The organism is Streptomyces sp. NPDC102490 (genome assembly GCF_044765285.1).
Classification (GTDB): Bacteria; Actinomycetota; Actinomycetes; order Streptomycetales; family Streptomycetaceae; genus Streptomyces.
In genome coordinates, this window is the sequence record NZ_JBIWJU010000021.1 from 37,197 (window position 1) to 59,397 (window position 22,201).

General features: G+C 70.9%; 21 protein-coding genes and 1 pseudogene. 7 read left to right on the forward strand and 15 right to left on the reverse strand.

The window, feature by feature from the left end:
- Positions 1-2: 2 nt before the first annotated feature.
- Together ACIRGB_RS34775 and ACIRGB_RS34780 are read left to right on the forward strand one after the other, a co-directional pair.
- Complete coding sequence (locus tag ACIRGB_RS34775) at positions 3-1,106, forward strand: LLM class flavin-dependent oxidoreductase (protein ID WP_403873423.1); 1,104 nt, start codon at positions 3-5, stop codon at positions 1,104-1,106.
- Positions 1,103-1,774 carry an FMN reductase gene (locus ACIRGB_RS34780; protein WP_403873426.1) on the forward strand — a complete coding sequence of 224 codons (672 nt, stop codon included), beginning with the start codon at positions 1,103-1,105 and terminating at the stop codon, positions 1,772-1,774. Before ACIRGB_RS34775 ends, ACIRGB_RS34780 begins: the two co-directional genes overlap by 4 nt.
- A 478-nt stretch (positions 1,775-2,252) precedes the next feature.
- On the opposite strand, the gene ACIRGB_RS34785 is transcribed toward ACIRGB_RS34780, so the two are convergent.
- Complete coding sequence (locus tag ACIRGB_RS34785; RefSeq protein ID WP_403873429.1) at positions 2,253-3,710, reverse strand: macro domain-containing protein; 1,458 nt, start codon at positions 3,708-3,710, stop codon at positions 2,253-2,255.
- Between the two features lie 89 nt (positions 3,711-3,799).
- Here ACIRGB_RS34785 and ACIRGB_RS34790 point away from each other — a divergent pair, with 89 nt between their 5' ends.
- Positions 3,800-4,756, forward strand: a complete 957-nt coding sequence (locus ACIRGB_RS34790; RefSeq protein WP_403873432.1) for a macro domain-containing protein — start codon at positions 3,800-3,802, stop codon at positions 4,754-4,756.
- 200 nt (positions 4,757-4,956) lie between these two features.
- On the opposite strand, the gene ACIRGB_RS34795 is transcribed toward ACIRGB_RS34790, so the two are convergent.
- From ACIRGB_RS34795 to ACIRGB_RS34805, 3 genes are read right to left on the reverse strand one after another with little or no spacing between them, the layout of a single operon-like run.
- Positions 4,957-5,706 (reverse strand): TIR domain-containing protein, encoded by a 750-nt coding sequence (locus tag ACIRGB_RS34795; RefSeq protein ID WP_403873435.1) that lies wholly within the window; start codon positions 5,704-5,706, stop codon positions 4,957-4,959.
- Entirely contained in the window at positions 5,703-7,295 is a 1,593-nt protein-coding gene (locus ACIRGB_RS34800; RefSeq protein WP_403873438.1) for a hypothetical protein, read from the reverse strand. Before ACIRGB_RS34800 ends, ACIRGB_RS34795 begins: the two co-directional genes overlap by 4 nt.
- Positions 7,296-7,302: 7 nt before the next feature.
- Entirely contained in the window at positions 7,303-8,034 is a 732-nt protein-coding gene (locus tag ACIRGB_RS34805; protein ID WP_403873441.1) for a hypothetical protein, read from the reverse strand.
- A 297-nt stretch (positions 8,035-8,331) separates the two neighbouring features.
- Here ACIRGB_RS34805 and ACIRGB_RS34810 point away from each other — a divergent pair, with 297 nt between their 5' ends.
- Complete coding sequence (locus ACIRGB_RS34810; RefSeq protein ID WP_403873444.1) at positions 8,332-9,117, forward strand: cobalt-precorrin-6A reductase; 786 nt, start codon at positions 8,332-8,334, stop codon at positions 9,115-9,117.
- A 30-nt stretch (positions 9,118-9,147) separates the two neighbouring features.
- On the opposite strand, the gene ACIRGB_RS34815 is transcribed toward ACIRGB_RS34810, so the two are convergent.
- The 6 genes from ACIRGB_RS34815 to ACIRGB_RS34840 all read right to left on the reverse strand — a co-directional run bounded on the left by ACIRGB_RS34815 (position 9,148) and on the right by ACIRGB_RS34840 (position 13,506).
- Complete coding sequence (locus ACIRGB_RS34815) at positions 9,148-9,792, reverse strand: precorrin-8X methylmutase (RefSeq protein ID WP_403873447.1); 645 nt, start codon at positions 9,790-9,792, stop codon at positions 9,148-9,150.
- A 63-nt stretch (positions 9,793-9,855) separates the two neighbouring features.
- Positions 9,856-10,341 carry a DUF4396 domain-containing protein gene (locus tag ACIRGB_RS34820; RefSeq protein ID WP_403873450.1) on the reverse strand — a complete coding sequence of 162 codons (486 nt, stop codon included), beginning with the start codon at positions 10,339-10,341 and terminating at the stop codon, positions 9,856-9,858.
- Positions 10,342-10,779: 438 nt separating this feature from the next.
- Positions 10,780-10,950: a hydrophobic protein gene (locus ACIRGB_RS34825; protein ID WP_403873453.1), complete on the reverse strand. Its 171-nt coding sequence runs from the start codon at positions 10,948-10,950 to the stop codon at positions 10,780-10,782.
- A gap of 146 nt (positions 10,951-11,096) precedes the next feature.
- Positions 11,097-11,435, reverse strand: a complete 339-nt coding sequence (locus tag ACIRGB_RS34830) for an STAS domain-containing protein (protein ID WP_403873456.1) — start codon at positions 11,433-11,435, stop codon at positions 11,097-11,099.
- Positions 11,432-12,703, reverse strand: a complete 1,272-nt coding sequence (locus tag ACIRGB_RS34835) for a PP2C family protein-serine/threonine phosphatase (protein WP_403873459.1) — start codon at positions 12,701-12,703, stop codon at positions 11,432-11,434. The genes ACIRGB_RS34830 and ACIRGB_RS34835 overlap by 4 nt, the downstream gene beginning before the upstream one ends.
- Positions 12,703-13,506 (reverse strand): alpha/beta fold hydrolase, encoded by an 804-nt coding sequence (locus ACIRGB_RS34840; protein WP_403873461.1) that lies wholly within the window; start codon positions 13,504-13,506, stop codon positions 12,703-12,705. The genes ACIRGB_RS34835 and ACIRGB_RS34840 overlap by 1 nt, the downstream gene beginning before the upstream one ends.
- 208 nt (positions 13,507-13,714) lie before the next feature.
- Here ACIRGB_RS34840 and ACIRGB_RS34845 point away from each other — a divergent pair, with 208 nt between their 5' ends.
- Positions 13,715-13,918: a cold-shock protein gene (locus ACIRGB_RS34845; protein WP_356367851.1), complete on the forward strand. Its 204-nt coding sequence runs from the start codon at positions 13,715-13,717 to the stop codon at positions 13,916-13,918.
- A gap of 183 nt (positions 13,919-14,101) precedes the next feature.
- On the opposite strand, the pseudogene ACIRGB_RS34850 reads toward ACIRGB_RS34845, so the two are convergent.
- The 5 genes and pseudogenes from ACIRGB_RS34850 to ACIRGB_RS34870 form a co-directional block, all read right to left on the reverse strand.
- Positions 14,102-14,332: pseudogene (locus ACIRGB_RS34850) on the reverse strand (hypothetical protein).
- Between the two features lie 254 nt (positions 14,333-14,586).
- Positions 14,587-15,714 (reverse strand): three-Cys-motif partner protein TcmP, encoded by a 1,128-nt coding sequence (locus ACIRGB_RS34855; protein WP_403873464.1) that lies wholly within the window; start codon positions 15,712-15,714, stop codon positions 14,587-14,589.
- 100 nt (positions 15,715-15,814) lie between these two features.
- Positions 15,815-16,570, reverse strand: a complete 756-nt coding sequence (locus ACIRGB_RS34860; RefSeq protein ID WP_403873467.1) for a DUF5131 family protein — start codon at positions 16,568-16,570, stop codon at positions 15,815-15,817.
- 522 nt (positions 16,571-17,092) lie between these two features.
- Positions 17,093-17,374: a metal-sensitive transcriptional regulator gene (locus tag ACIRGB_RS34865; RefSeq protein WP_403873470.1), complete on the reverse strand. Its 282-nt coding sequence runs from the start codon at positions 17,372-17,374 to the stop codon at positions 17,093-17,095.
- Between the two features lie 28 nt (positions 17,375-17,402).
- A complete protein-coding gene (locus ACIRGB_RS34870; RefSeq protein WP_403873473.1) occupies positions 17,403-18,386 on the reverse strand; it encodes a hypothetical protein in 984 nt (327 codons plus the stop codon).
- Positions 18,387-18,563: 177 nt separating this feature from the next.
- On the opposite strand from ACIRGB_RS34870, the gene ACIRGB_RS34875 reads away from it, so the two are divergent.
- Both ACIRGB_RS34875 and ACIRGB_RS34880 read left to right on the forward strand, forming a co-directional pair.
- Positions 18,564-18,842, forward strand: a complete 279-nt coding sequence (locus ACIRGB_RS34875) for a heavy-metal-associated domain-containing protein (RefSeq protein WP_403873476.1) — start codon at positions 18,564-18,566, stop codon at positions 18,840-18,842.
- An 86-nt stretch (positions 18,843-18,928) separates the two neighbouring features.
- Positions 18,929-21,190, forward strand: coding sequence for a heavy metal translocating P-type ATPase (locus ACIRGB_RS34880; RefSeq protein WP_403873479.1), 2,262 nt, complete (start codon positions 18,929-18,931; stop codon positions 21,188-21,190).
- The last annotated feature ends 1,011 nt before the right edge of the window (positions 21,191-22,201 follow it).

A 22,201-nucleotide genomic window follows, 5' to 3' on the forward strand; every position in this document is an offset into this window, starting at 1 on the left:
TCATGCAGTTCGGCATCTTCACCGTCGGCGACGTCACGCCCGACCCGACCACGGGCCGTACGCCGACCGAGCGTGAGCGCATCAAGGCCATGGTCGCCATCGCGCTCAAGGCCGAAGAGGTCGGGCTCGACGTCTTCGCGACCGGCGAGCACCACAATCCGCCCTTCGTGCCCTCGTCGCCGACGACCATGCTCGGCTACATCGCGGCCCGCACCGAGCGGCTGGTGCTGTCCACCTCCACCACCCTGATCACCACGAACGACCCGGTGAAGATCGCCGAGGACTTCGCGATGCTCCAGCACCTGGCCGACGGCCGGGTGGACCTGATGATGGGACGCGGCAACACCGGGCCGGTCTACCCCTGGTTCGGCAAGGACATCCGCGAGGGCATCAACCTCGCCGTCGAGAACTACGCCCTGCTGCACCGGCTGTGGCGCGAGGACGTGGTGAACTGGGAGGGCAAGTTCCGCACGCCGCTCCAGGGCTTCACCTCCACCCCGCGCCCGCTGGACGGCGTCGCGCCCTTCGTCTGGCACGGCTCCATCCGCTCCCCGGAGATCGCCGAGCAGGCCGCGTACTACGGCGACGGCTTCTTCCACAACAACATCTTCTGGCCCGCCGACCACACCCGGCGCATGATCGAGCTGTACCGGGCCCGGTACGCGCACTACGGGCACGGCACGCCCGAGCAGGCCATCGTCGGCCTCGGCGGCCAGGTGTTCATGCGGAAGAACAGCCAGGACGCGGTCCGCGAGTTCCGGCCGTACTTCGACAACGCGCCGGTCTACGGGCACGGACCCTCGCTGGAGGACTTCACCGCGCAGACCCCGCTCACCGTCGGCTCGCCGCAGCAGGTGATCGAGAAGACGCTCGCCTTCCGCGACTACGCCGGCGACTACCAGCGCCAGCTGTTCCTGATGGATCACGCCGGGCTGCCCCTGAAGACCGTCCTGGAGCAGCTCGACCTGCTCGGCGAGGAGGTCGTGCCGGTGCTGCGCGCGGAGTTCGCCAAGGACCGCCCGGCGGACGTGCCGGACGCGCCGACCCACGCGTCCCTGCTGGCCTCCCGGAAGGCCGCCCCGACCGAGGAAGGAGTACGCGCATGAAGCTCGTCGTCGTCTCCGCGGGGCTGAGCGTGCCGTCGTCCACCCGGCTGCTCGCCGACCGGCTGGCCGCGGTCGCCGCCCCGGCCGCCACCGCACCCGAGCCCGCTCCGGCCGACGTCCGGGTGGTCGAGTTGCGCGACCTCGCCGTGGAGATCGCGCACACCTTCACCAACGGCTTCCCGGCACCGGCGCTCGCGGAGGCGTTCACCGAGGTCGCGGCGGCCGACGGGCTGATCGTCGTCACGCCGGTGTTCTCGGCGTCGTACAGCGGACTGTTCAAGTCGTTCTTCGACGCGCTGAGCGTCACCGACGAGGACGCCCTCACCGGCACGCCGGTGCTGATCGCCGCGACCGGTGGCACCGCCCGGCACTCCCTGGTGCTGGAGCACGCGCTGCGGCCGCTCTTCGCCTATCTGAAGGCGGTCGTCGTCCCCACCGGGGTGTACGCCGCCTCCGAGGACTGGGGCGCGCCGGGGCTCGACGCCCGGATCGAGCGGGCCGCGACCGAGCTGGCGGCGCTGATGGCCGGGCTGTCGGGGCCGTCGGGGTCGTCGGGACTGTCGAAGGGGCACACCCCGCCGCCGAAGCGGGACTCCTTCGAGGAGGTCACGCCCTTCGCGGAGCGGCTCGCCGCGCTCAGCGTCCCGGGCCCGAGCCCGGCGCCGTAGGACGGCCGTCGGCGGGCCCCGGACAGCCCAGGTTCACCGGATCGGGCGATGCCGGTCGGGACGGGGCCCGGGACGTGCCACCGGCGCCGCCGTGCGGTCGCGGACCGGCGCCCGATCAGCGCCGCGGCCCTGATAGGACGGCCGCCGGCGGGCCCCGGACGGCCCGGTTCACCGGATCGGGCGATGCCGGTCGGGACGGGGACCTGGGAAGCGTCACCGGCGCCGCCGTGCGGTCGCGGACCGGCGCCCGATCAGCGCCGCGGCCCTGATAGGACGGCCGTCGGCGGGCCCCGGACGGCCCGGTTCACCGGATCGGGCGATGCCGGTCGGGACGGGGCCCGGGAGGCGTCACCGGCGCCGCCGTGCGGTCGCGGACCGGCGCTCGATCAGCGCCGCGATCCTGATCGGAAGCGGTTCGGAAGCGGTGCGCCGCTGGTTCCGGAAGCGGCGTCGCTGGTGCCGTAGAGGTATGTCGACGTCACCGGCGGCCGTACGCCCCACCGCTGTCGCCGGCGCCGGCACCGGTGTCCTGGCTCCCGGTGCCGGCGCCGACGTCGGCGCTGGTGCCGTTGCCGGTGCCCGTGCGGGCGCCGGGGAGCCGCGCGGTGCGCAGATAGGTGCCGAGCACCGACAGGTCGGTCCGCTCCAGGTCGGCCGGGCGGATCACGACGCGCAGCTCCGGGGCGGTCGCCGGGTCGCGGCGGCAGTGTTCCGCGAAGCTCTCCACGATCATCAGCAGCAGCCGGGTGCGGTCCAGCTCCACGATCCGGGCGAGACCGGAGCCGATCAGGGGGATCGCGACCGGCCGGTACATGCCGTAGCGGGCGACGGCCGGCCACAGGGTGTCCAGGCTGGCCCGCAGGTCGGCCGGTCCGGAGCGGGCCACGAGGTCGTTGCCGAGCCGGGAGTAGGCCACGGCGAAGACCCGGCGGCCGTCCACCGTCAGCGGGACGGTGGTGCCCAGCGGATAGCGGACCCGGCGGCCGCGCGGCTTGTCCTGGACCCGCTCGGTGCGCAGCGGCCTGAACGCCCTCAGACCGGCCTGGAGCCGGTCGTCCAGCTGCTTGCGCTCGCCGCCGAACAGCCGCTCCACCAGCTGGCCCTGGACGCTCTCCCGGCTGATCACCAGATCCTGCTCGGTGGCGGTGTCGAAGGTGTCGGTGAACCCGACCACCAGATTGGCGTCCTCCTGGTCGAACAGGTCGCCGCGCACCACCACGAGGTCACCGGCGCCGGGGAACGGCTGCCGCAGCAGCTCCCGCCCGTGCCGCTCGCGCAGCCGGGCCCGCAGGGCGCCGAGCAGTTCGGCGACGTCCTGGTCGTCCGGCCGCTCCCGGGCCATCCGTTCGGCGACCGGCAGCGCGAGGTCGTGGCGGCCCAGGTCCATCCGGCTGCGGATCAGCTGGCGGCGGGCGGTCTCGTACAGCGCGGTGAGCAGGCGGACCAGCGGCCGGGCGAAGTCCGCGTCGCCCGCCTCGGCCAGCGGACGGCCGCGCACCAGCGCGAGCGCCGCCGCCAGCCGGTCGGCGGCCGACGCGGGGGCCGCGAGCAGCGCGGAGTCGACCAGCTCGGTGAACTCCGCGCAGTCCAGCTCGTCGGGTCCGAGCACCAGCCGGTACGCCGTCTCGGGCGCCGGGCCGGACAGCAGTTGCTCGGTGCGCAGCACCCGGGCGCCGTCACCGCGCTGCGCGGGATCGAGCGCGCGGCGCAGTTCGAGAACGCGTTTTTGCACCTCGTTGCGGTGGCGCTGGGCCGCGTGCGGCTGCTCGCCGTCGAGCGCCCACACGTCCCGGTGCAGCCGGCGCACCGGGACGGGCTCGCCGTCCGCCGCCACCAGGCGGACCAGCAGCCGTGTCGTCAGCGGGGTCAACCGGGCGGGTACGCCGTCGACTTCGAGCCTGGCCGGGCCCAGGACGCTCACACGGATACGCGCCATACAAGTGGTCTCCACTCGCTTCGCCCTGCCCCGACCGGTGGTCGCGGGGGAGGTTTCGGCAGCGTATCAATTGTCCGTTTGGGGGAGTTGTGGTTTCGGTCGGTTCGCGCGGGACCGGTCCGGTCGTCCGTCCGCCGCGGGGGAGCGGGCGGCTGAGCCGCCGGGGCCGGCGCGGCGCGTTCGGCGGCGCGCGGACCCGGCGGCTGTTCGTCGGCAGTGTGATGGCGGCCTTCGGCGGGGTGTCGGCGGTGCTGCAGTTCGTGGGGCAGCTGTGGCCCGGGGCCCTTCCCGGCCCGGCGCCGGTGGCCGCGGCGTCGGTGCTGCTGTGCCTGGCCTGGGCCGTGGTGCGCAGCAGGCCCACGGTGGCCGTGTGCCAGGAGTTCGGGCGGCCGCGGATGTCCGTGACCGTCGGTCCCGGCGACCTCTTCGACGAGTCCGCCCACCTCGTCGTCGGGTTCTCGGACACCTTCGACACGGACGTCCGCGACGGCGTGGTGATCAGCGCCGGCAGCGTGCAGGGGCAACTGCTGGAGCGCCGGTACGACGGTGACGTGCGGCGGCTGGACGACGAGCTGGACGCCGCCCTCGCCGCGGCGGTGCCGGTGGCCCGGGAGACGCGTGCGGACAAGCCGTACGGCAAGCTCGACCGCTACCCGGTGGGCACGGTGGCGGTGCTGGGCAGCAGGCCGCGGCTGGTCTTCGCGGTGGCGCACAGCCGGCTGGGCAACGACTGCGTGGCGCGCTCCAGCACCGAGGAGCTGTGGCTCAGCCTCGGCCGGGTGTGGGACGCCGTCTACCGGCACGGGCAACTGGACCGGGTCGCCGTGCCGTTGATCGGCTCGGGCCTGTCCCGGCTGCACGGGCTCGACGAGGAGAGCCTGCTGCGCCTGATCCTGCTGTCCTTCATCACCCACTCCCGGGAGCGGGTGATCTGCCGCGAACTGCGGGTCGTGCTGCGCCCCGCCGAGCTGGAGCGGGTCGACCTGACGGAGGTGGCGGCGTTCCTCGGGGTGCTGGCGGCGGCCGGCTCGGGCGGAGCCGCGTAGCGCCCCGGTCCGGGGACGGCGCCGGCCCCCGGGACACGTACCGCGGTGACGGGACGTGCCCCGGGGGCCGGTTGCGCCGGTCCCCCGAGCGGCGCCGGATCCGCCGGACGGTTAGGGGGTGTCGTTTGGATCAGGCCGACTCCGGTCGACGGCGCCTTGTTGCCGACCCCGGGGCCCCGGCAAGATCCAAACGATGCCCCCTAGGGCCGGCGGTGGTAGGCGGACAGGTGCTTGAACGGGTAGGTCTGGCGCCAGTCGGAGCCGGTGTCGTTGACCGTGCAGCCCGCCAGCTTCAGCCGCTCCACGACTTTGCCGAGCGCCGTCTCGGAGCCGTCGAAGCGGATGACGTTGCGGCCCGCGATGTCGGCGATCGGCCGGATCGCGCCGACCTCGACGATCAGCGTGCGCTCCGGGTAGGCCATCAGCACCATGCCCAGCTCGATGAGGACGTTGGGGCGCGGCTGGCCCACCGGCCGGGTCTCGTAGTCGGGTTCGTGGTGGCCGCGCAGCTCGGGGTGGAGGGTGACGACGTCGTCCGGGGTGAGCAGGACTAGTGCCGCCTGGGCCTGCGCGGGGGCTCCCGCGACCACGTCGCCGAGGAAGGGGGAGGCCTGGCCGGTCGCCCGGACCAGGTCCTCCCACTCCTTGGGCCGCAGGTCGAGGCGGCGCAGCAGCTCGTACATCTCGCGCCGCACCTGGTCGTCGCGGCCGTGCACGACGAAGACGCTCCGGGCCCGCTCGGCGTCCCCGGGCACCGCGGCGGCCGGGCGCCGCCATCCGTCGGCGTACGGCTGGGCGGGCGGGGTGGACGGTGCGGGCGGCGCGGCGTGGACGGGGGAGTCGTCGCCGAAGGTCTGGGTGGTGTCGGTGTTGCCGGCGCTCTGGTTGCCCCCGAAGTTGTTGGTGCTGCCCTGGCCGAAGCTGTTGCCGTGGAACCGCTGCCCGCTCATGCCTGCCGTGCCTCCCTGGTGACGCCGGAGTTGTTCCCGAAGGTCTGGGTGGTGTTGGTGTTGCCGACGCTCTGGTTGCCGCCGAAGTTGTTGGTGCTGTTGGCACCGAAGTTCTGCTGGAGGATGTTGGTCTGGTTCGCGTCGTGCTCGCGGGTGTCGACGTCGTGGTCGCGCAGGAAGTCGCCGACGATCTGCAGCAGGTGGCGCTCGATGATCTGGATGTACTTGATCGTGTCCGACTCCTGGAAGAAGTGGTGGAAGTCGTGATGGGGCGCCAGCTCGCGGACGCTGGTGAGGGCGCCGCAGTCCACCGCGGTCAGGGCGTAGCGGCCGAGCCGGAACTCGCTGGTGTCGGCGGGCTGGCCCACCAGCTTGCGCACGGTGTCGGTGCCGAAGCGGCTGGGCAGCCGCTCGCGCAGCGGGTTGGCGATCAGCCGCAGGAGTTCGCCGGGCGCGCTGCGGGTCACGTCCCAGGCGATGCGCAGCATGAGCTTGCCGTCGATCGCGGCCGGCAGCCGGTCGGCGAGGTGGAAGCTCTCCGGCAGGGGACCGAGCACGTAGGTGTAGAACTCGGTGTGCAGGGTGCTGCCCTTGATGTCGAAGCCGATGAACACCGAGGTGACCAGCTCCTGTTGCCAGGCGCCGATGCGGACGCACAGGTACTCGCGGCGGGCGTCGTAGTCCTCCCGCCAGTGCCCCGCGTGGTGGTCGGGCCGGTCCGGGTCGGGCGTGTCCAGGAGCACCGCGACGGGATCGCTGCCCTCGGCGGTCCGCACCGCCTTGGTGAACCGGCGCCGGTCGACGGAGAGCAGCTCGACGCGGTGGCTCGGCGCGGGCTTGTCGCGCAGTTCCGCGAGCATCTCCTCGCAGACCCGGGTGGTGATGTCGTCGACCGTGAACGGGATGATCGGCTTGCGTTCCGTCCGCCCGGTCCCGTCCGTGCCGTCCGCGTCGTCCGCGGGGCCGTGCTGGGCCGGGACGTGCCCGTTGAGCAGGCCCTGGCCGAAGGCGCCGGCCCGGGACTTGGGGACGCCGAGCAGCAGTTCCGCGTTGGCCCAGCGCTTGATCGAGTGGCCGGCGCCGACGAACGGCTTGTAGCCGCCGTAGTACACGGTGTCCGAGGCCTGCTCGCGGTTGATCTTGCCGACCAGTTCCGGGGTGAGGCGCGAGGTGACCGGGTGGGAGCCGTCGAACCCGGTGCGGTCGTCCGCCGGGGGCGCCAGGTGCTCGGCGAGGGTCTGGAGGATGGCGAGCCGGCGCAGGAACATCGTGGCCCAGGCGAGCCAGAAGACGAACAGGGCGGCCGTCCAGCCGCCCAGCACGTCCGCGGCCAGGAGCAGCGCGACGACGGCCGCGCCCGCGCCGAGGGCGATCAGCTGGTTGCGGCGCAGGTTGTGGGCGGCCAGCGCGTGCGCCAGGACGGGCGCGGCGTCGTAGCCGTAGGAGGGGGCCACCACGCGGTAGCGGTGGGTCAGCAGCTCCCGGATGACCCCTTTGCGGTAGACGGGGTCGAGGTAGGTGCCCGCGCACATCAGGCGGGTGGCGTTGCTGGTCGCGTCCGGGGGCGGCGGCGCGGCGTGGGTGGTCATGGCTGGCTCAGTTCCCTTCCCGCATGTCGGCCGCGGTGATGACGCCGCCGCCGACCGTGTAGGTGCCCACGTACGTCGTCTGCGAGCCGTCGGTCTCCCAGGCCACGACCGTGACCGAGACGTCGTCGCCGGACGTGCCGGTCACGGTGACGTCGTCCCGCTGGGTCGTGGCGAAGCCGGCGACGAAGGAGTCGTAGTCCTGGTCGAGGTTCTTGCCGCCCAGCTCCCACGCGGCGGCGAAGTCGCGGTTGTTGATGGCGTCGAAGTACGCCGTCACGGTCGCCTCCGGCCCGGTCTCGCCGGTGGTGGCCCCGTCGGTGGCGGTGTCGTCCGTGGGGGTGTCGGTGGGCGTGGCGTCCGTGGAGCCGTCGCCGTACGGGTCGTCGCCGTACGTGCCGCCGTCGTAGGTGTCGTCCTCGTACGGGCCGTCGCCGTACGTGCCGTCGGGGCCGGTGCCGTCGCCGGTCGTGCCGTCGTCGGATGTGCCGTCGTCGGTCGTGCCGTCGTCGGTCGTGTCGGACCCCCAGTCCGGCAGCGCTCCGCTGCCGTAGAGCCCGTCGGTGGAGGGTGCCCCGTCGTCCGGGCCGGTCGTGGCGAGCACGACGGCCAGCACGACTATGAGGACGAACGGGATCGCGATCAAGGTCAGGGCCTGGTTGCGTACGGGACCGGGCGTGAGTGCGAGCCCCGGTGCGGGGTAGGAACCCCGGGCGCCGGACGGGAAGCGTGTACTGCTCATCTGTCACCTCATTGCCGCCGGTATCCGGCCGGGCGGATACGGCACGCGTCCCGAGTGGGCCGATGTGCCATGTGCATCGACCGATCCGACCAGTGGCGGCGCTTCCGGAACCAGATTTCTGTAGTTCCGATGCGCTTCCGATCGGCTTCCGGTATGGCCCGCCGCGGCCGGTGACGGGCCGCTGCCCGCCCCCGTCGCTCCCCCTCGGCCGGCGGATGTGCTTGGCTCGACGGGCCACGACCGACAGCGAGAACCAGCGAGAACCAGCGAGAACCGCGGGAAGGGAGCCGGACCGCCGTGCACGTGCTGATCCTCGGCGGCACCACGGAGGCCCGCCGCCTCGCCGAACTGCTGGCGCCCGGCCCGGCGGGACCTGCCGGACCGCTGCCGGTGCTGCGGGTGACGAACTCCCTGGCGGGACGGGTCTCCGCGCCCAGGACACCGCCGGGCGAGGTGCGCGTCGGCGGTTTCGGCGGCGCCGAGGGACTCGCCGCCTGGCTCCGCGAACACGGCGTCGACCTGCTCGTCGACGCCACGCACCCCTTCGCCGGCACCATCACCTCCCACGCGGCACGCGCCGCCGCCACCGCCCGGGTCCCCCTCCTCGTGCTGCGCCGGCCCGGCTGGCGGCGGGGCGAGGGGGACGTCTGGCACGAGGCCGGTTCCCTGACGGAAGCCGCCGCACTGCTGCCCTCCCTCGGCCGACGGATCTTCCTGACCACCGGCCGCATGGGCCTGGCGGCCTTCGCGGATCTGGCCGACCCGTGGTTCCTCGTCCGGTCCGTGGACGCGCCCGAGGCGCCCTGCCCGCCCCGCATGGAGGTCCTGCTGGACCGCGGCCCCTTCACCCTCGACGGGGAGCGCGAGCTGCTGCGCCGGCACCGGATCGACGTCCTGGTCACCAAGGACAGCGGGGGCGCCGCCACGGCACCGAAACTGACGGCCGCCCGTGAGGCGGGGCTGCCCGTGGTCGTGGTGCGCAGGCCGCCGGTGCCCGCGGGAGTGCCGGTCGTGGCCGCACCCGAAGAGGCGGCGCGATGGGTCCGGGAGGCCGAGGCCGGACGCGGGCTCCCGTACTACTAGGTCACCTGCCCGGCCGTCGCCGGGCCGCCGTCACTCCTCTTCGCTGGCGATCGCGTTGATCGCGGCGGCGGCGAGCGCGCTGCCCCCGCGTCGGCCCCGTACGACGAGGTGCTCCACGCCCGAGGGGTGGGCGGCCAGCGCGTCCTTCGACTCGGCGGCACCGACGAAGCCGACGGGTACGCCGATGACGGCGGCCGGACGGGGCGCCCCCGCGTCGATCAGCTCCAGGAGCCGGAAGAGCGCGGTGGGCGCGTTGCCGACGGCGACCACGGCACCGTCCAGCCGGTCGCGCCACAGCTCCAGCGCGGCGGCGCTGCGCGTGGTGCCGAGCCGGGCCGCCAGCTCGGGGACGGCGGGGTCGGACAGGGTGCACACGACGTCGTTGTCCGCGGGCAGCCGCGCGCGCGTCACCCCGCTGGCCACCATCCGTACGTCGCACAGCACGGGCGCCCCGGCCTTCAGGGCCGCGCGGGCGCGGGAGACGACGCCGGGCGACCAGGACAGGTCGCGCGCCAGGTCGACCATGCCGCAGGCGTGGATCATCCGGACCGCGACCCGGCCGACGTCGGAGGGCAGGCCGGAGAGGTCGGCCTCCGCGCGGATGGTGGCGAAGGACTGGCGGTAGATGGCCGCGCCGTCCTTCTCGTACTCGTACTCGGAGTCGTACGGGGTCACAGTGCTCTTCTCGCTGCTCTCGGTCGGCGGACGGCCACGGCGGGGAGCATACCCACGCCGCGGTCAGTGGTAGGCGTGCACGACGGCGTGGCCCTTGCCGCGGCCGATCATCCACTTGTTGACCGGCGTGGTGATCACGAACGCCACGGCGAAGCCGCCCAGCAGGGCGTACCAGAACAGTCCGTCGGACAGGTGCGCGTCCATCGCGCCCGGCACGAGGGCGACGATGCCGTTGTCGACCAGTTCCATCACGGCGATGGAGACGGTGTCGGCGGCCAGCGCCACCTTGACCGCGGCCTTCATGGACACCCCGGCGCGCACCACCGCGAAGAGGGTGAGGGAGTAGCCGAAGACGAAGGCCAGGGCGATGGCCAGCACCATGGTCGGCACGTTGCCCCACATCAGCGCGGTACCGATGACCATGCCGAGGATCTCGCCGATGGCGCATCCGGTGAGGCAGTGCAGCGTCGCCCGCGTCGCGGTCGTCCAGGTGGCACCGTGCCCATGCCCATGCCCATGACCGGAGTGGTGGTGCGCGCTGTGGTCCATGACGGAAAACCTATACCCCTAGGGGGTATCCGGTCCAGAGGGAAACGCAGCCCTTGCCCTGTCAGGTCTCGCGCCCCTCTTGACGGCCAGGACGGCGATGACGGGGGCGGCAGGGTCGAGGTCCGCTGGGAGGCTGGCGACCTGGTGCTCTTCACGCTCCGCTTCGAACACAGCGGACGCGTGAAGGTGTTGGCGGTGGTCGTCCGACCCGAATCCTGACGGACGCGTGACGCGCGACGCACGCCGCAGCGGCTGACGGGGCCCCCTCCGTTGCCGCACGGCCCGCACCGCGTATGCGTGAGCGCGGAGAGCGCGGACCCCCCGCCGTGCGGGCAGGACGGGCCCGCCCTTGGGGCTCTGGCTCCGGTACGGAGCATTCCGGTGGGTCCCGGACGTCCGGGACCCACCGGCGGCTCACGTCCGAATGCGCTGCTTGTCCTACCAGCGGTACCAGCGGCCCCGCCGGCCCCCGCTGTCGGCGGAACGGACGACAAAGCCCAGCAGCCAGACCACCAGCACGATCACTGCGACCCACCACAGTGCCTTCAGCGCGAAGCCCGCGCCGAAGAGGACGAGGGCAAGCAGGAGAACGAGAAGCAAGGGAACCATGTCTATCAACCTCCGCCGCTCCTCGTGCCCGCCGAAAGACGGAACACACGGCCGAATCCCCGGGTTCCTTCACCACTTCTACGGCCATCGCACTCGGTTGCTCCAGCCGCGCCGACCGACGGACTCAGCGCGCCGTCCTTCGCGGTTCAGGGCCGAGTGGCGGCGTCGCTGTCGGGGTGAACGGGGAAAATCTGGTCGAGGCCGACCATGCGCAGCACACGGAGGGTGTGGGCGGGAACGGCGGCGAGCGCGATGTCCGCGTGGAAGGCGTCGGCGTGGTTGCGGGCCGCGATCAGGGCGGTGATGCCGCTGGAGTCGCAGAACGTCAGCCCGGCCAGGTCGACGACGAGGCGCTGGCCCGGCCGGAGGGTGAGGCCGGTGAGCCGTTCGCGCAGCTGGGCGACGGTGGCGTAGTCGAGGTCCCCGAAGATGCTCAGTACGGGACCGGTGGCGGCGTCTTGGGTGGTGATCCTCAGCGGGCTCATGCGGCTTTTCTTGTCTGTGAAAGTGAGGCGGGCACGCCGAGGGTGAGGAGGGCGGTGTCGTCGTCGAGGCCCTCACCCAAGTCGTCCAGCAAGTCCGTCAACGCGCGGATGACGGCCTGCGCGGACCGGCCCGCGTGACGGGCGGCGAAGGCGAGCAGGGCCTCGTCCCCGTAGAGGGAGGTACGGTCTTCGCCCGTGCGGGCCTCGGTCAGGCCGTCGGTGTACAGCACAAGGGTGTCGCCGGGACCGAGCGTGGTGGCGGCGGCGGTGAAGGGCGCGGTCGGCAGGGCGCCGACGAGGAGCCCGCCGGGGGTGGAAAGGAAGTCGGCCCTGCCGTCGGCGCGCAGGACGAGCGCCGGCGGGTGGCCGCCGGAGGCGATGCGGACGGTGACCTCCCCCCTCGTGGGGTGAGGCTCGAGGATGCCGAAGATGGTGGTGCAATAGCGCGGGTCGTCACCCGTGTAGCGCTCGTGAAGTGCGTGGTTGAGCGTCGTCAGGGCGCCCACCGGATCGGGGTCGTGCAGGGCCGCGGCCCGCAGGGTGTAGCGGATCAGTGAGGTGACGGCGGCAGCCTGTGGGCCCTTGCCGCACACGTCGCCGAGGAAGAAGGCGAAACGGTCGCCCTCGATGGCGAAGAGATCGTAGAAATCGCCGCCGAGCCGGTCGGGAGAGGCGGTGCGGTAATGGGCAGCCGCTTCCATCCCCGGCACCGTCGGCAGGGTGGCGGGCAGCAGTGACTGCTGCAGTACCGCGAGGGCGTCCTGCAGTCGGGCCCGGTCGGCCTCCGCCTGCTTGTGCGCCTGCTCGGCTGCTCTACGGGCCCGCAGGAGTTCCTGCTCGTACGCACGGCGGTCCCGGGCGTCGAAGACCGTGGTGCGGATCAGCATGGGCTCGCCGTTCTCGCCGTGCTTGACGACGGAGGACACGAGCACGGGTATACGGCCGCCTCCGGCCTGCTTGATCTCCAGGGCTATGCCGCTGATCTCGCCTCGCATCCGCAGCAGGGGCGCGAAGTGCGTCTCGTGGTACAGCTTGCCGCCCACGGTCAGCAGGTCGGTGAAGTGCATCCGGCCCACCACCGCATCGGCCTTCAGGCCGAGCCAGCGCAGGAGAGTGGCGTTGATCTTGGCGATGGTGCCGTCCATCAGCGTGGACAGATATCCGCAGGGCGCGTTTTCGTAGAGCTCCTCGACGCTGTCCTCCAGCAGGGCGGCGAATGACGGGGTCGACCCCTGCTCGCAGTCGGGTTCCGGCCCGTTGCGGCACATCACCGCAGGCGCGCAAGAAAGTCGGTGATCGCCCCGTTGGTGGCCTCGGGCGCGGAAAGGTGTGGACAGTGCCCCGTGGCGTCGAGCGTGACCAGCTCGGAGCCCGCGATCGTCTGGTGGACGAAGGCCCCGACCTCCCGCGGGGCGATCACATCCTGGGTGCACTCCAGGATCAGTGTCGGCACCGTCACAGCCTTCAGGTCGCCCCGCGAATCGGACAGGAACGTGGTGCGGGCGAAGACCCGTGCCATGTCCGGGTCGGTGGCGCAGAAGCTGTTCGTCAGTTCCTCACCGAGTTCCGGCCGGTCCGCGTTCCCCATGATCACCGGTGCCATCGTCGCCGACCAGCCCAGATAGTTGGACTCCAGGGACTCCAGCAGCTCATCGATGTCCTCGGCGCTGAACCCGCCCCGGTAGCCCGCGTCGTCGATGTACCGCGGAGACGGGGCGACCATCACCAGCGCCCCGATGCGCTCCGGGGCCATTGCGGTGGCCAGCACGCCGATCATCGCGCTGACCGAGTGGCCCACGAACACGGCGTCGCGCAGATCCAGCGCCTCGCACACCTCCACCACGTCACGGGCGTAACCGTCCAACGAGGCGTAACGGTTCTCCGAGAACGCGGACAGGTCGGAGCGGCCCGCGCCGACGTAGTCGAACAGCACCACCCGGTAGTCCTCGGCCAGGGCGGGCACGGTCAGACGCCACATGTTCTGATCGCAGCCGAACCCATGAGCCAGCACCACGGCCCGGCCCCTGGGGTTGCCAGTGACGGTGACATTGTTCCGGCGTTCGATATCCATACCCCCACTGTCTCAGGTACCGGCCCGCTCTTCCGTCCGGCCGTCGATCACCGGAAGGCCGCAGTGGCTTCCGCCCGATGCCGATTTCACATCTGTGCCGGATAGGCGGCACGGAGAGGGGTACACGAAGTTCCGGCTCCTGTTGCCCAGGGGCTGGGGCACGCTCGGATGCAGAGCTGTTCCCGGGAATGAATGAAGGATCGACAGTATGGCCAGCGGCACCGTGAAGTGGTTCAACGCCGAAAAGGGCTTCGGCTTCATCGAGCAGGACGGCGGAGGCCCTGACGTCTTCGCGCACTACTCCGAGATCAGCGGCAGTGGGTACCGCGAGCTGACAGAAGGGGAGCACGTCACCTTCGAGATCGGGCAGGGACAGAAGGGCCCGCAGGCGCAGAACATCGTCCGAGGCTGACCCGGCGGGTTGATCCGGCGAGGCGGCCGGCGATCCGGCCGCCGTCCTGCCGGCATGGCGGGTGACCGGGGTGGCCCTGCCGGACGGTCAACGAATCGTTCGCCCGCACGGCGGGGAGGGTGCGACGGAACCTTCTACGAGCCCCAACCAGCTGCGGCCAGGTGAGGAATCCAGACCGCTCGGTCAGTCCTCCGGCCGCAGCCTCTGCCGAGCGGCCTCAAGCCGCTGGTCATAGTCAGGCGCGAACAGCTCGGGAAGCGCCTTGTCGAGCGTTCCGGCGATCCGACGGATCGGCGCCCAGACCGCCGGATCGTCGACAAGGTGACTGAGGCCCGTCATCTGGAGCTTCTCCAGTCAGTGCGACGGCACCAGTGCCTCGTCACTCGTGAGCTTGATCGTGATTTGACCAAACACATGGGGGCACCCCGGACCTCGCCGACCCTGCGGAACCCCCGCTCAGGGCCACACCAGGCAGTACGGCTGATGCCCCGCCTCGTGCAGCCGGTGGCTGAAGTCCTGCCACTCGTGCAGCGATTGGGGGTGGGAGGGTGCTGACCTGGTGTTTCGCACGGGAATGTGCGTTGACCTGGGAAAACACCTTTCGGTAGTTCTCACGGGTCAACGCCGTTTCCCAGGCTCATGTGCCCTGGATGTGCCCTCGCAGCCTCTCACCAGAGGGCACGTTGCTCGGCTGATGGACGGGTAGTGGGCGGCGTCGCCGCCAGGCTCACTCTCGTCTTGGCGTTGATGGCACGAGGTTGCGTCGTCACGGCGCCCGCCTCACGCAGCTGACGGACGGCCTCGATCACTTGGGCGGGCCGGTAGACGGTCTCCAAGAGGGCGTATCGCTTGAGCTCCGGGATGGTTCGCCCGTCGGGTGCTTCGGAGATGAAGTCGTGCAGGATCCGACGCAGCGGGGCTGTATCCGGTTCGAATACGAGATCAAGCATCTGCTGCTGGGTGTCCCTGGGGTCGCGGTAGCGGATGCCGTAGGAAGGGTCCACCTTCCACATGGCGTCTTTCATCTTCTCCAGCCCCAGTTCGTGCTGGGTGCCGAAGATCAGGTAGAGCATCCTGCCGCCCTCGTCGACCATCTCGAAGTACAGCGTGTGCGTGAAGCCGGCCTGGCGCAGCGTGTTCCGGTACTGCTCGCGCAGGAACGTGAACTTGCCCGAGGGGGACTGCTGGAAGACGCCTTGCCACTCCGGGCTCCCGAAGGCTTGGTCGCCGAGCTGGCGGTGACCGTCGTGCTTCTCGGCGAACCGGGTGAGGAAGCTGGGCTCGAAGGTCACCATCACTTCGGTGCTGGGATGGCGCCCCAGCTCTTGGAGGAGCGAGAAGGGGATGTCGGGTCCGCCGAAGCTGTCCAGCAGGACGAAGAGGGGTTTCCCCAGCCCTCCGATGCCCCGCAGCTTCTCCAGGAGGGCCGGGTGGAAATCACCGTGATGTACGTCGACCGCTATTCGTTTGGTGATGTCATCCGTTTGCCGGGAGCGGGCGAGCTCCATCTGACGTTGTAACTCTTTGACGCGCCGGGTGTCCTCCTCCATGAGGATCACGCGCATACGTTTCGGGAACCTGTGCAGAGCGTCGGCGAAGACTTCGTAGGCGATGACCGGGGAGCCGGGCTCGCCCTGTTTGTAGATGCCGGCACCCGCGAAGCCTTCGGCGTAAGTGATCACGTCGCGTCGTGACAGCAGAATCGGCGCCCATGCCGCCAAGTACTGCTTGAGTAAGTCATGTTTGGCCGCCGTGTGCGGATCGCGTTCCCACACGGCATCCTTCGGTACGGCCACCTTCGGTCCCCCCTGCTCCCGTCGGCCTTGCTGGGGAGAGGGTCACACATCGTTGCCATATGCCACCAGAGTGCGTACGGCGTCTGCTGGACTTTGGCCGTTATTGGGCTGCGACAGGCAGTCGGGGTGGCATCTCGTCCCAGGTCGCTCCGTCGAGTTCGCGGCCCCCTGACTTCGGGCTGCGGCCACCCCATTGCTTGAAGAAGAAGGGCACTCCGGCGTGGTTGCAGGCGTCGCGGATGTCCACCAACCACTCCTCTTGTACGGGGCGATGGTGGGGCCCGGACTCGCCTCCGGCGATAACCCAGCCGATGCCGTCCAGTTGCAGACCGGTAAGCGGACCGAGAAGAGGCTCACAGGACAGGAAGCGCACGGCAGCGGGAACTTGTCGAAGGTCGTCGACACGATCCATGCGCTCTGCGTCTTCGACGGAGACGCCCATCCACAGGTTCGAGGGCCAGTCGAGTTCGTCGGCAACGCGCCGCAGCCTGCGGGCCCTCTTGGTCAGTAGCTGGTAGGTGTGCTGGGGAGTCTCGGCAATCACCTGGAAGACCTGTCGGACGAAGTCCAGGGGGACCTTGGCGTGGAAGAGGTCGCTCATGGAATTGACGAAGACCATCCGTGGGGCCTTCCACTGGCGGGGAATGGCCAATGCGTCTGGGTGAGGGCGGAGGCCGAAGCCCGGGCCGGATGTCCTGGGATCCCCGTCAGTCTGGTACTTGGCAACACCCATGGCCTTGAGACGCCTGGATAACGTCAAGGCGTAGCAGTTGTCACACCCGGGGGAGATCCGGTCGCATCCCGTGGTGGGATTCCAGGTCGCCTCGGTCCACTCGATTGTGCTGCGATCGCCCATGGGTCCCCTCCCGTAGCGGGTGGACGCCGGTCACCAGCGTCTTTCCCACCCGGCGCTTCGACTGCGCTGCCTAACGAGCGACGTGCCGAACTGACACGCGATCGCTCCCATACTTCACTTCGAACAGGTGTTCTGTGAAGGGGGTGTTGGGATCGAGAGTCGATCGGTGCCGTTCCTCTGAAGGGAAGGTCGGCCTGCGACTGTGTCCCGGCAGGGTGTACCTCGGGCGATGGATCAGAAGCGAGCAAATGAAGCAGCGGACCTTTCCGCATCGCCGCGGGCGTCACCGAGCACAAGGCGTTCAAGGCCGCCGAGGACACCGGCTGGTTGCCGACCGTGGAGACCACCGCGAGGATGGCGGGCCCGACGACGCCGTCCTCGACGCCCTCACCGACGGTCGAAGAACCCGTTGTCGTCTGAAGGGGTGCTGATCCGCATCTAAGACAAGGCGCCTTGCTGGCCGACGAGTTCCGCCCCATCGGCCATTCTGAACGTGCGGTTATCGCGCATGGGCCTGTTTCGTCAGGAGCGCACGAGGCGGGCGATGGCGTCGCTGGCTTCCTTCAGCTCGATGTCGCCGCTGTCAGTGCCGTCCGCCACGGCGGTGCGTACGCAGGTGTCCATGTGCTCGTCGAGCATCTGCAGGGCGAAGGACTGCAGGGCGCGTGTGGTGGCGGAGACCTGGGTGAGGACGTCGATGCAGTAGGTGTCTTCTTCCACCATGCGCTGCAGACCTCGGACCTGCCCTTCGATCCGCCGCAGTCGTTTGAGTACGTCCTCTTTTCGATTGCTGTAGCTGGCCATCGGCCTCTTCTCCCTTCTTCTCGCGGGGTCAGTGCTGGTGGTTGCTGTCGGTGTGCTCTTCGCCGGTTGCCGGCTTCGGTGCGTCGGCGGGAGTCGACTTGCCGGTGGGGACGGTGAAGGCCGCGGTGCGGACGGTGCCGTTGTGCTTGAAGTCGAGGAACAGGCGGTACGTCCCGGCGCTGGGCGCCGTGGCGGTGAAGGAGATGCCGGGGCCAGGCTTGGTGGTGCCGTCGCTGGGTTCGCCGTTGGGGTGGACGTGGAGGTAGGCGAGGTCGCCGGAGCGCAGGGCGACCAGGTGGCCGTAGGCGCCGAGGTAGGGCTCCAGGTCGGTGACCGGGCGGCCGTCGCGGCTGACGCTGAGGGTCAGCTCGCCCGCCTTGCCCGGGCGCAGGGCGCCGTTCAGGGCGACGGTGTAGCCGTCGATCGTTGTGGTGGCCGCGGGCTCGGGCAGGGCCGCCGCCTTGTAGGCGCCGGAGGCTGCGAGGTCCGCGCCCAGGGTGAGGTTGGTGGCGTCTTCGGCGTCCGGGGTGAAGTCGGCGAAGACGCGGTAGGTGCCGGCGGCGGGCAGGTCGACGGGGGTGCTCCAGGTGCCGTCGGCTGCGCGGGTGGGGTGCAGGTGGCGGTAGGTGACCAGGTCGCGTGAGGCGAGGATGAGGTGGAGCTCCTTGCCGTGCTCGCGCCGGAAGGACGTCACCTGGTGTCCGTCTTGGTCGCGGATGGCGAAGCGGAGTTCGCTCTCTTCACCTGCGGTCACGCGAGGTGTCTTGAGGTCCAGGGTGTATCCCGCTTCGGAGATCTGCAGGCCCGCGGGAGTGGCGTTCGCGTGGCCGCCGTGGCCGCCGTGGCCGCCGTGGCCGCCGTGGCCGGACGGTGCCGGGCGGTCGTGCTTCGCGTGCGCTGCCGGCTCCTGGTCTCCGGCGGCGGGGTCGATCGCCGCGCCGACCCCGTAGGCAGTACCGAAGGTGGCCGCGAGCGCGGCAGCGAAAACGGTGATCTTCACGCCGGTGTTCATGACGTGCCCTCTCTTGTCGGCGTTGCGCTTCTGCTGAAACTTGACGCCGACTATATACCCCTGGGGGGTATACCCAAGGACTCCGTCAATGTTTGCCAAATATACCTAGGGGGGGTATACATGGTGACGCCAGGGTACCCCCCAGGGGTACGTGATCACCTTGTCTAGGAGGAACCCATGTCCTGCTGCACCCCCGACGGCAGCTGCTCCACCGGCACCACTACGTCCACGGCCACGGCGGGCACCACCACCGTCTACAACGTCTCCGGGATGACCTGCGGCCACTGCAAGGCCACGCTCACCAAGGAGATCGGCGCGCTGGACGGCGTCCTGGCGGTCGACGTCGATCTCGAAGCCGGCCAGGTCAGCGTCGCCACGAAGGACGAGCCCGACGACGCGCTGCTGGCCAAGGTCGTCGACGACGCCGGTTATGAGCTCACCGGCCGCGCGGCCTGAAGCTTCCGCATACCTGCCGGGCCCACCCGCGGGCCCGGCCACCTTCTTTCGTTTCCCTTGTTCGCCGATCAGCACGAGGAGCACTGATGGCCACCACGGTCCCCGACGCAGCCGAGGTAGAACTCGCCATCGGCGGCATGACCTGCGCCTCGTGCGCCGCACGGATCGAGAAGAAGCTCAACCGGATGGACGGGGTCACCGCCACCGTCAACTACGCGACGGAGAAGGCCAAGGTCCACTACAGCGGTGACGTGTCCGTCCCGGAGCTGATCGCCAGAGTCGAGGCCACCGGGTACACGGCCCGCGAACCCGAGCCGGTACGTGCCGAGCCTGCGCCCGGCACGGAGAACGCCGAGACCGCCGACGAACTGCGCCCCTTGCGGGAGCGGCTGGTGACGGCGGTGGTGCTGGCGGTCCCGGTCATCGCGATGGCGATGGTGCCGGCGCTGCAGTTCGAGTACTGGCAGTGGCTGTCGCTGACCCTGGCGGCGCCCGTGGTGACGTACGCGGCCTGGCCCTTCCACAGGGCCGCGTTCACCAACGCCCGGCACGGCGCGGCCACGATGGACACCCTGATCTCGGTCGGCACGTCCGCGGCCTTCCTGTGGTCGCTGTGGGCCCTGTTCCTTGGCACCGCGGGCATCCCCGGCATGACCCACCCCTTCGAGCTGACCATCTCCCGCGGCGACGGCTCCGGGAACATCTACCTCGAGGCCGCCGCCGGGGTGACCGCCTTCATCCTCGCCGGGCGCTACTTCGAGGCCCGCTCCAAGCGCAAGGCCGGCGCCGCGCTCAAGGCCCTGCTGGAACTGGGCGCCAAGGACGTCACCGTGCTGGGCCCCGACGGCAGTGAACGCACGATCCCCACCGGGGAGCTGGCGGTGGGCGACCGCTTCCTGGTCCGCCCCGGCGAGAAGATCGCCACCGACGGCACGGTCGTCGAGGGCACCTCCGCGGTCGACGCCTCCATGCTCACCGGCGAGTCGGTACCGGTCGAGGTCGGCGTGGGCGACCCGGTCACCGGAGCGACCCTGAACGCGGGCGGCCGGCTGGTGGTCGAGGCGACCCGGGTCGGCGCCGACACCCAACTGGCGCGGATGGCGAAGCTGGTCGAGGACGCGCAGAACGGCAAGGCCGCCGCCCAGCGGCTCGCCGACCGCATCTCCGGCGTTTTCGTCCCGGTCGTCATCGCCCTCGCCCTGGCTACGCTCGGCTTCTGGATCGGCAACGGCGCGGGGCTGACCGCCGCCTTCACCGCGGCCGTCGCCGTTCTGATCATCGCCTGCCCCTGCGCCCTGGGCCTGGCCACGCCGACCGCGCTGATGGTCGGCACCGGGCGCGGCGCCCAGCTCGGCATCCTCATCAAGGGCCCCGAGGTCCTGGAGTCCACCCGCAAGGTCGACACCATCGTCCTCGACAAGACCGGCACCGTCACCACCGGCCGCATGACCCTGCTCGCCGTGCACACTGCCGAGGGCACCGACGAGACGGACGTACTGCGCTTGGCCGGCGCCCTGGAGCACGCCTCCGAACACCCGATCGCGCAGGCAGTGGCCGCCGGGGCAGCCGACCGCACGGGCACCCTGCCCGTCCCGGAGGACTTCGCCAATGTCCCCGGACTCGGCGTGCAGGGCATCGTCGAGGGGCACGCCGTCCTCGTGGGCCGCGAAAAGCTTCTCGCCGAGTGGGCCATGGACCTGCCCGTCGACCTGGCCCGCGCCAAGGCCGAAGCGGAGGCGGCGGGACGCACGGCGATCGCGGTCGCCTGGGACGGCGAGGCGCGGGCAGTACTGGAGGTCGCCGACGCGGTCAAGGAGACGAGTGCCGAAGCCATCGGTCGGCTGCGGGCCCTGGGCCTGACCCCGATCCTCCTCACCGGCGACAACCGTGCCGTCGCCGAGGCGGTGGCCGCGGAGGTCGGCATCGCTCCCGAGTACGTGATCGCCGAGGTCATGCCCGAGGACAAGGTCGCCGTCGTCCAGCGCCTCCAGAGCGAGGGCCGTTCGGTGGCGATGGTCGGCGACGGGGTCAACGATGCCGCCGCGCTCGCCCAGGCCGACCTGGGACTCGCCATGGGCACCGGCACCGACGCCGCCATCGAGGCCGGCGACCTCACCCTCGTCCGCGGCGACCTGCGCGCCGCCGCCGACGCCATCCGCCTCGCCCGCAGGACACTCGGCACCATCAAGTCCAACCTGTTCTGGGCCTTCGCCTACAACGTCGCCGCCCTGCCGCTCGCCGCCGCCGGGCTCCTCAACCCGATGATCGCCGGGGCGGCCATGGCCTTCTCCTCCGTCTTCGTCGTCGGCAACTCCCTTCGCTTGCGCGGCTTCAAGGCCGCGAGCTGAGAACACTTCCCGAGTGGGTGCGGGCGGGCCTGATGGCCCGCCCGCACCCACTTCTGCCTTCCCGCTTCGGGCCCGCAGGCGTCACCCCGCGCCGGCTCCCGAGTACTTGCCCAGCGTGATCTGTACGCGCAAACACACCCCCAACACCTGCCGGACCAACGTCACCTGCGCCATGCCGACTCCGCACCACGTCCCGCATGACGACACCCTGGTCGCCCTGGCTGCCAACTGAGCAATGCCCTTCGCTTCCATATGGCGTCCATACCCCCACCCCGTATGCCCAGTCATCGTGGGAGCGGCCACTGGCCATTGCTGGAGAGCCTGGGTGACGCGTCACAGGCGGCGGGCAAGTCGCTCTCGTCGAAGACGTGCACCTTGCCCAGGACCCAGTCGTCTGCGAGGGCGTCGACCAAGTCGGGGCTAGGCCGGTGGTGTGGAAGTCGGTGGCCTGGACGGTGGATACCGTCCATTAGGGCGCCCCGCTCCCCTCTCCAGGCGGCCCCGTAGCCTCCCGGCCGGCTCAGGAGGCGTCGGCCAGGACCTGGCGCAGCTGGCCGGTGGCGGGGAGTCCGGCCAGCCCGTCCGGGGTGTGGTACACCCGGCAGGTGAGCCCGGCTGCGCGGCCGGGTTCGGTGAAGGGGGGCCTGGCCGTCGACGAAGATGGTCGGCGAGCCGGTGAGGCCGAGCTCGACCTCCGCCTGGTCTGCGGTGGTCCGGGTGGTGAATGTGGTGTCGTGCAGACCGAGTTCCTTGAGTACGCCCCTGAAATGCTCAGCGGCGGGGCGGTGTCCTCGATGCCACACTCAGCTGGTCCGGGGTCGATCCGATCGCCGCCCTTGTCGTGCAAGGCCGCGATGCCTTGCAGAGCAAGGGCTGCTGCGCGCCCTCCGCGCCCCTGGCGGCCCGGCCGCCGACGCCGGGGGTGCCTGCGGTTGCCGCCCCGGTTGCGACTGCTGCACCTGACCGCCCGCGAGCGGCGAGCGGGAAGACAAGACGGGACCGTTCCGCACC

Bases quoted from the DNA above. Each gene is read 5' to 3' on its own strand.
- ACIRGB_RS34775 (WP_403873423.1), top strand. From the start codon at position 3: ATGCAGTTCGGCATCTTCACCGTCGGCGACGTCACGCCCGACCCGACC.
- ACIRGB_RS34780 (WP_403873426.1), top strand. From the start codon at position 1,103: ATGAAGCTCGTCGTCGTCTCCGCGGGGCTGAGCGTGCCGTCGTCCACC.
- ACIRGB_RS34785 (WP_403873429.1), bottom strand. From the start codon at position 3,710: ATGGCGCGTATCCGTGTGAGCGTCCTGGGCCCGGCCAGGCTCGAAGTC.
- ACIRGB_RS34795 (WP_403873435.1), bottom strand. From the start codon at position 5,706: ATGAGCGGGCAGCGGTTCCACGGCAACAGCTTCGGCCAGGGCAGCACC.
- ACIRGB_RS34800 (WP_403873438.1), bottom strand. From the start codon at position 7,295: ATGACCACCCACGCCGCGCCGCCGCCCCCGGACGCGACCAGCAACGCC.
- ACIRGB_RS34805 (WP_403873441.1), bottom strand. From the start codon at position 8,034: ATGAGCAGTACACGCTTCCCGTCCGGCGCCCGGGGTTCCTACCCCGCA.
- ACIRGB_RS34820 (WP_403873450.1), bottom strand. From the start codon at position 10,341: ATGGACCACAGCGCGCACCACCACTCCGGTCATGGGCATGGGCATGGG.
- ACIRGB_RS34825 (WP_403873453.1), bottom strand. From the start codon at position 10,950: ATGGTTCCCTTGCTTCTCGTTCTCCTGCTTGCCCTCGTCCTCTTCGGC.
- ACIRGB_RS34830 (WP_403873456.1), bottom strand. From the start codon at position 11,435: ATGAGCCCGCTGAGGATCACCACCCAAGACGCCGCCACCGGTCCCGTA.
- ACIRGB_RS34835 (WP_403873459.1), bottom strand. From the start codon at position 12,703: ATGTGCCGCAACGGGCCGGAACCCGACTGCGAGCAGGGGTCGACCCCG.
- ACIRGB_RS34840 (WP_403873461.1), bottom strand. From the start codon at position 13,506: ATGGATATCGAACGCCGGAACAATGTCACCGTCACTGGCAACCCCAGG.
- ACIRGB_RS34845 (WP_356367851.1), top strand. From the start codon at position 13,715: ATGGCCAGCGGCACCGTGAAGTGGTTCAACGCCGAAAAGGGCTTCGGC.
- ACIRGB_RS34860 (WP_403873467.1), bottom strand. From the start codon at position 16,570: ATGGGCGATCGCAGCACAATCGAGTGGACCGAGGCGACCTGGAATCCC.
- ACIRGB_RS34865 (WP_403873470.1), bottom strand. From the start codon at position 17,374: ATGGCCAGCTACAGCAATCGAAAAGAGGACGTACTCAAACGACTGCGG.
- ACIRGB_RS34870 (WP_403873473.1), bottom strand. From the start codon at position 18,386: ATGAACACCGGCGTGAAGATCACCGTTTTCGCTGCCGCGCTCGCGGCC.
- ACIRGB_RS34875 (WP_403873476.1), top strand. From the start codon at position 18,564: ATGTCCTGCTGCACCCCCGACGGCAGCTGCTCCACCGGCACCACTACG.
- ACIRGB_RS34880 (WP_403873479.1), top strand. From the start codon at position 18,929: ATGGCCACCACGGTCCCCGACGCAGCCGAGGTAGAACTCGCCATCGGC.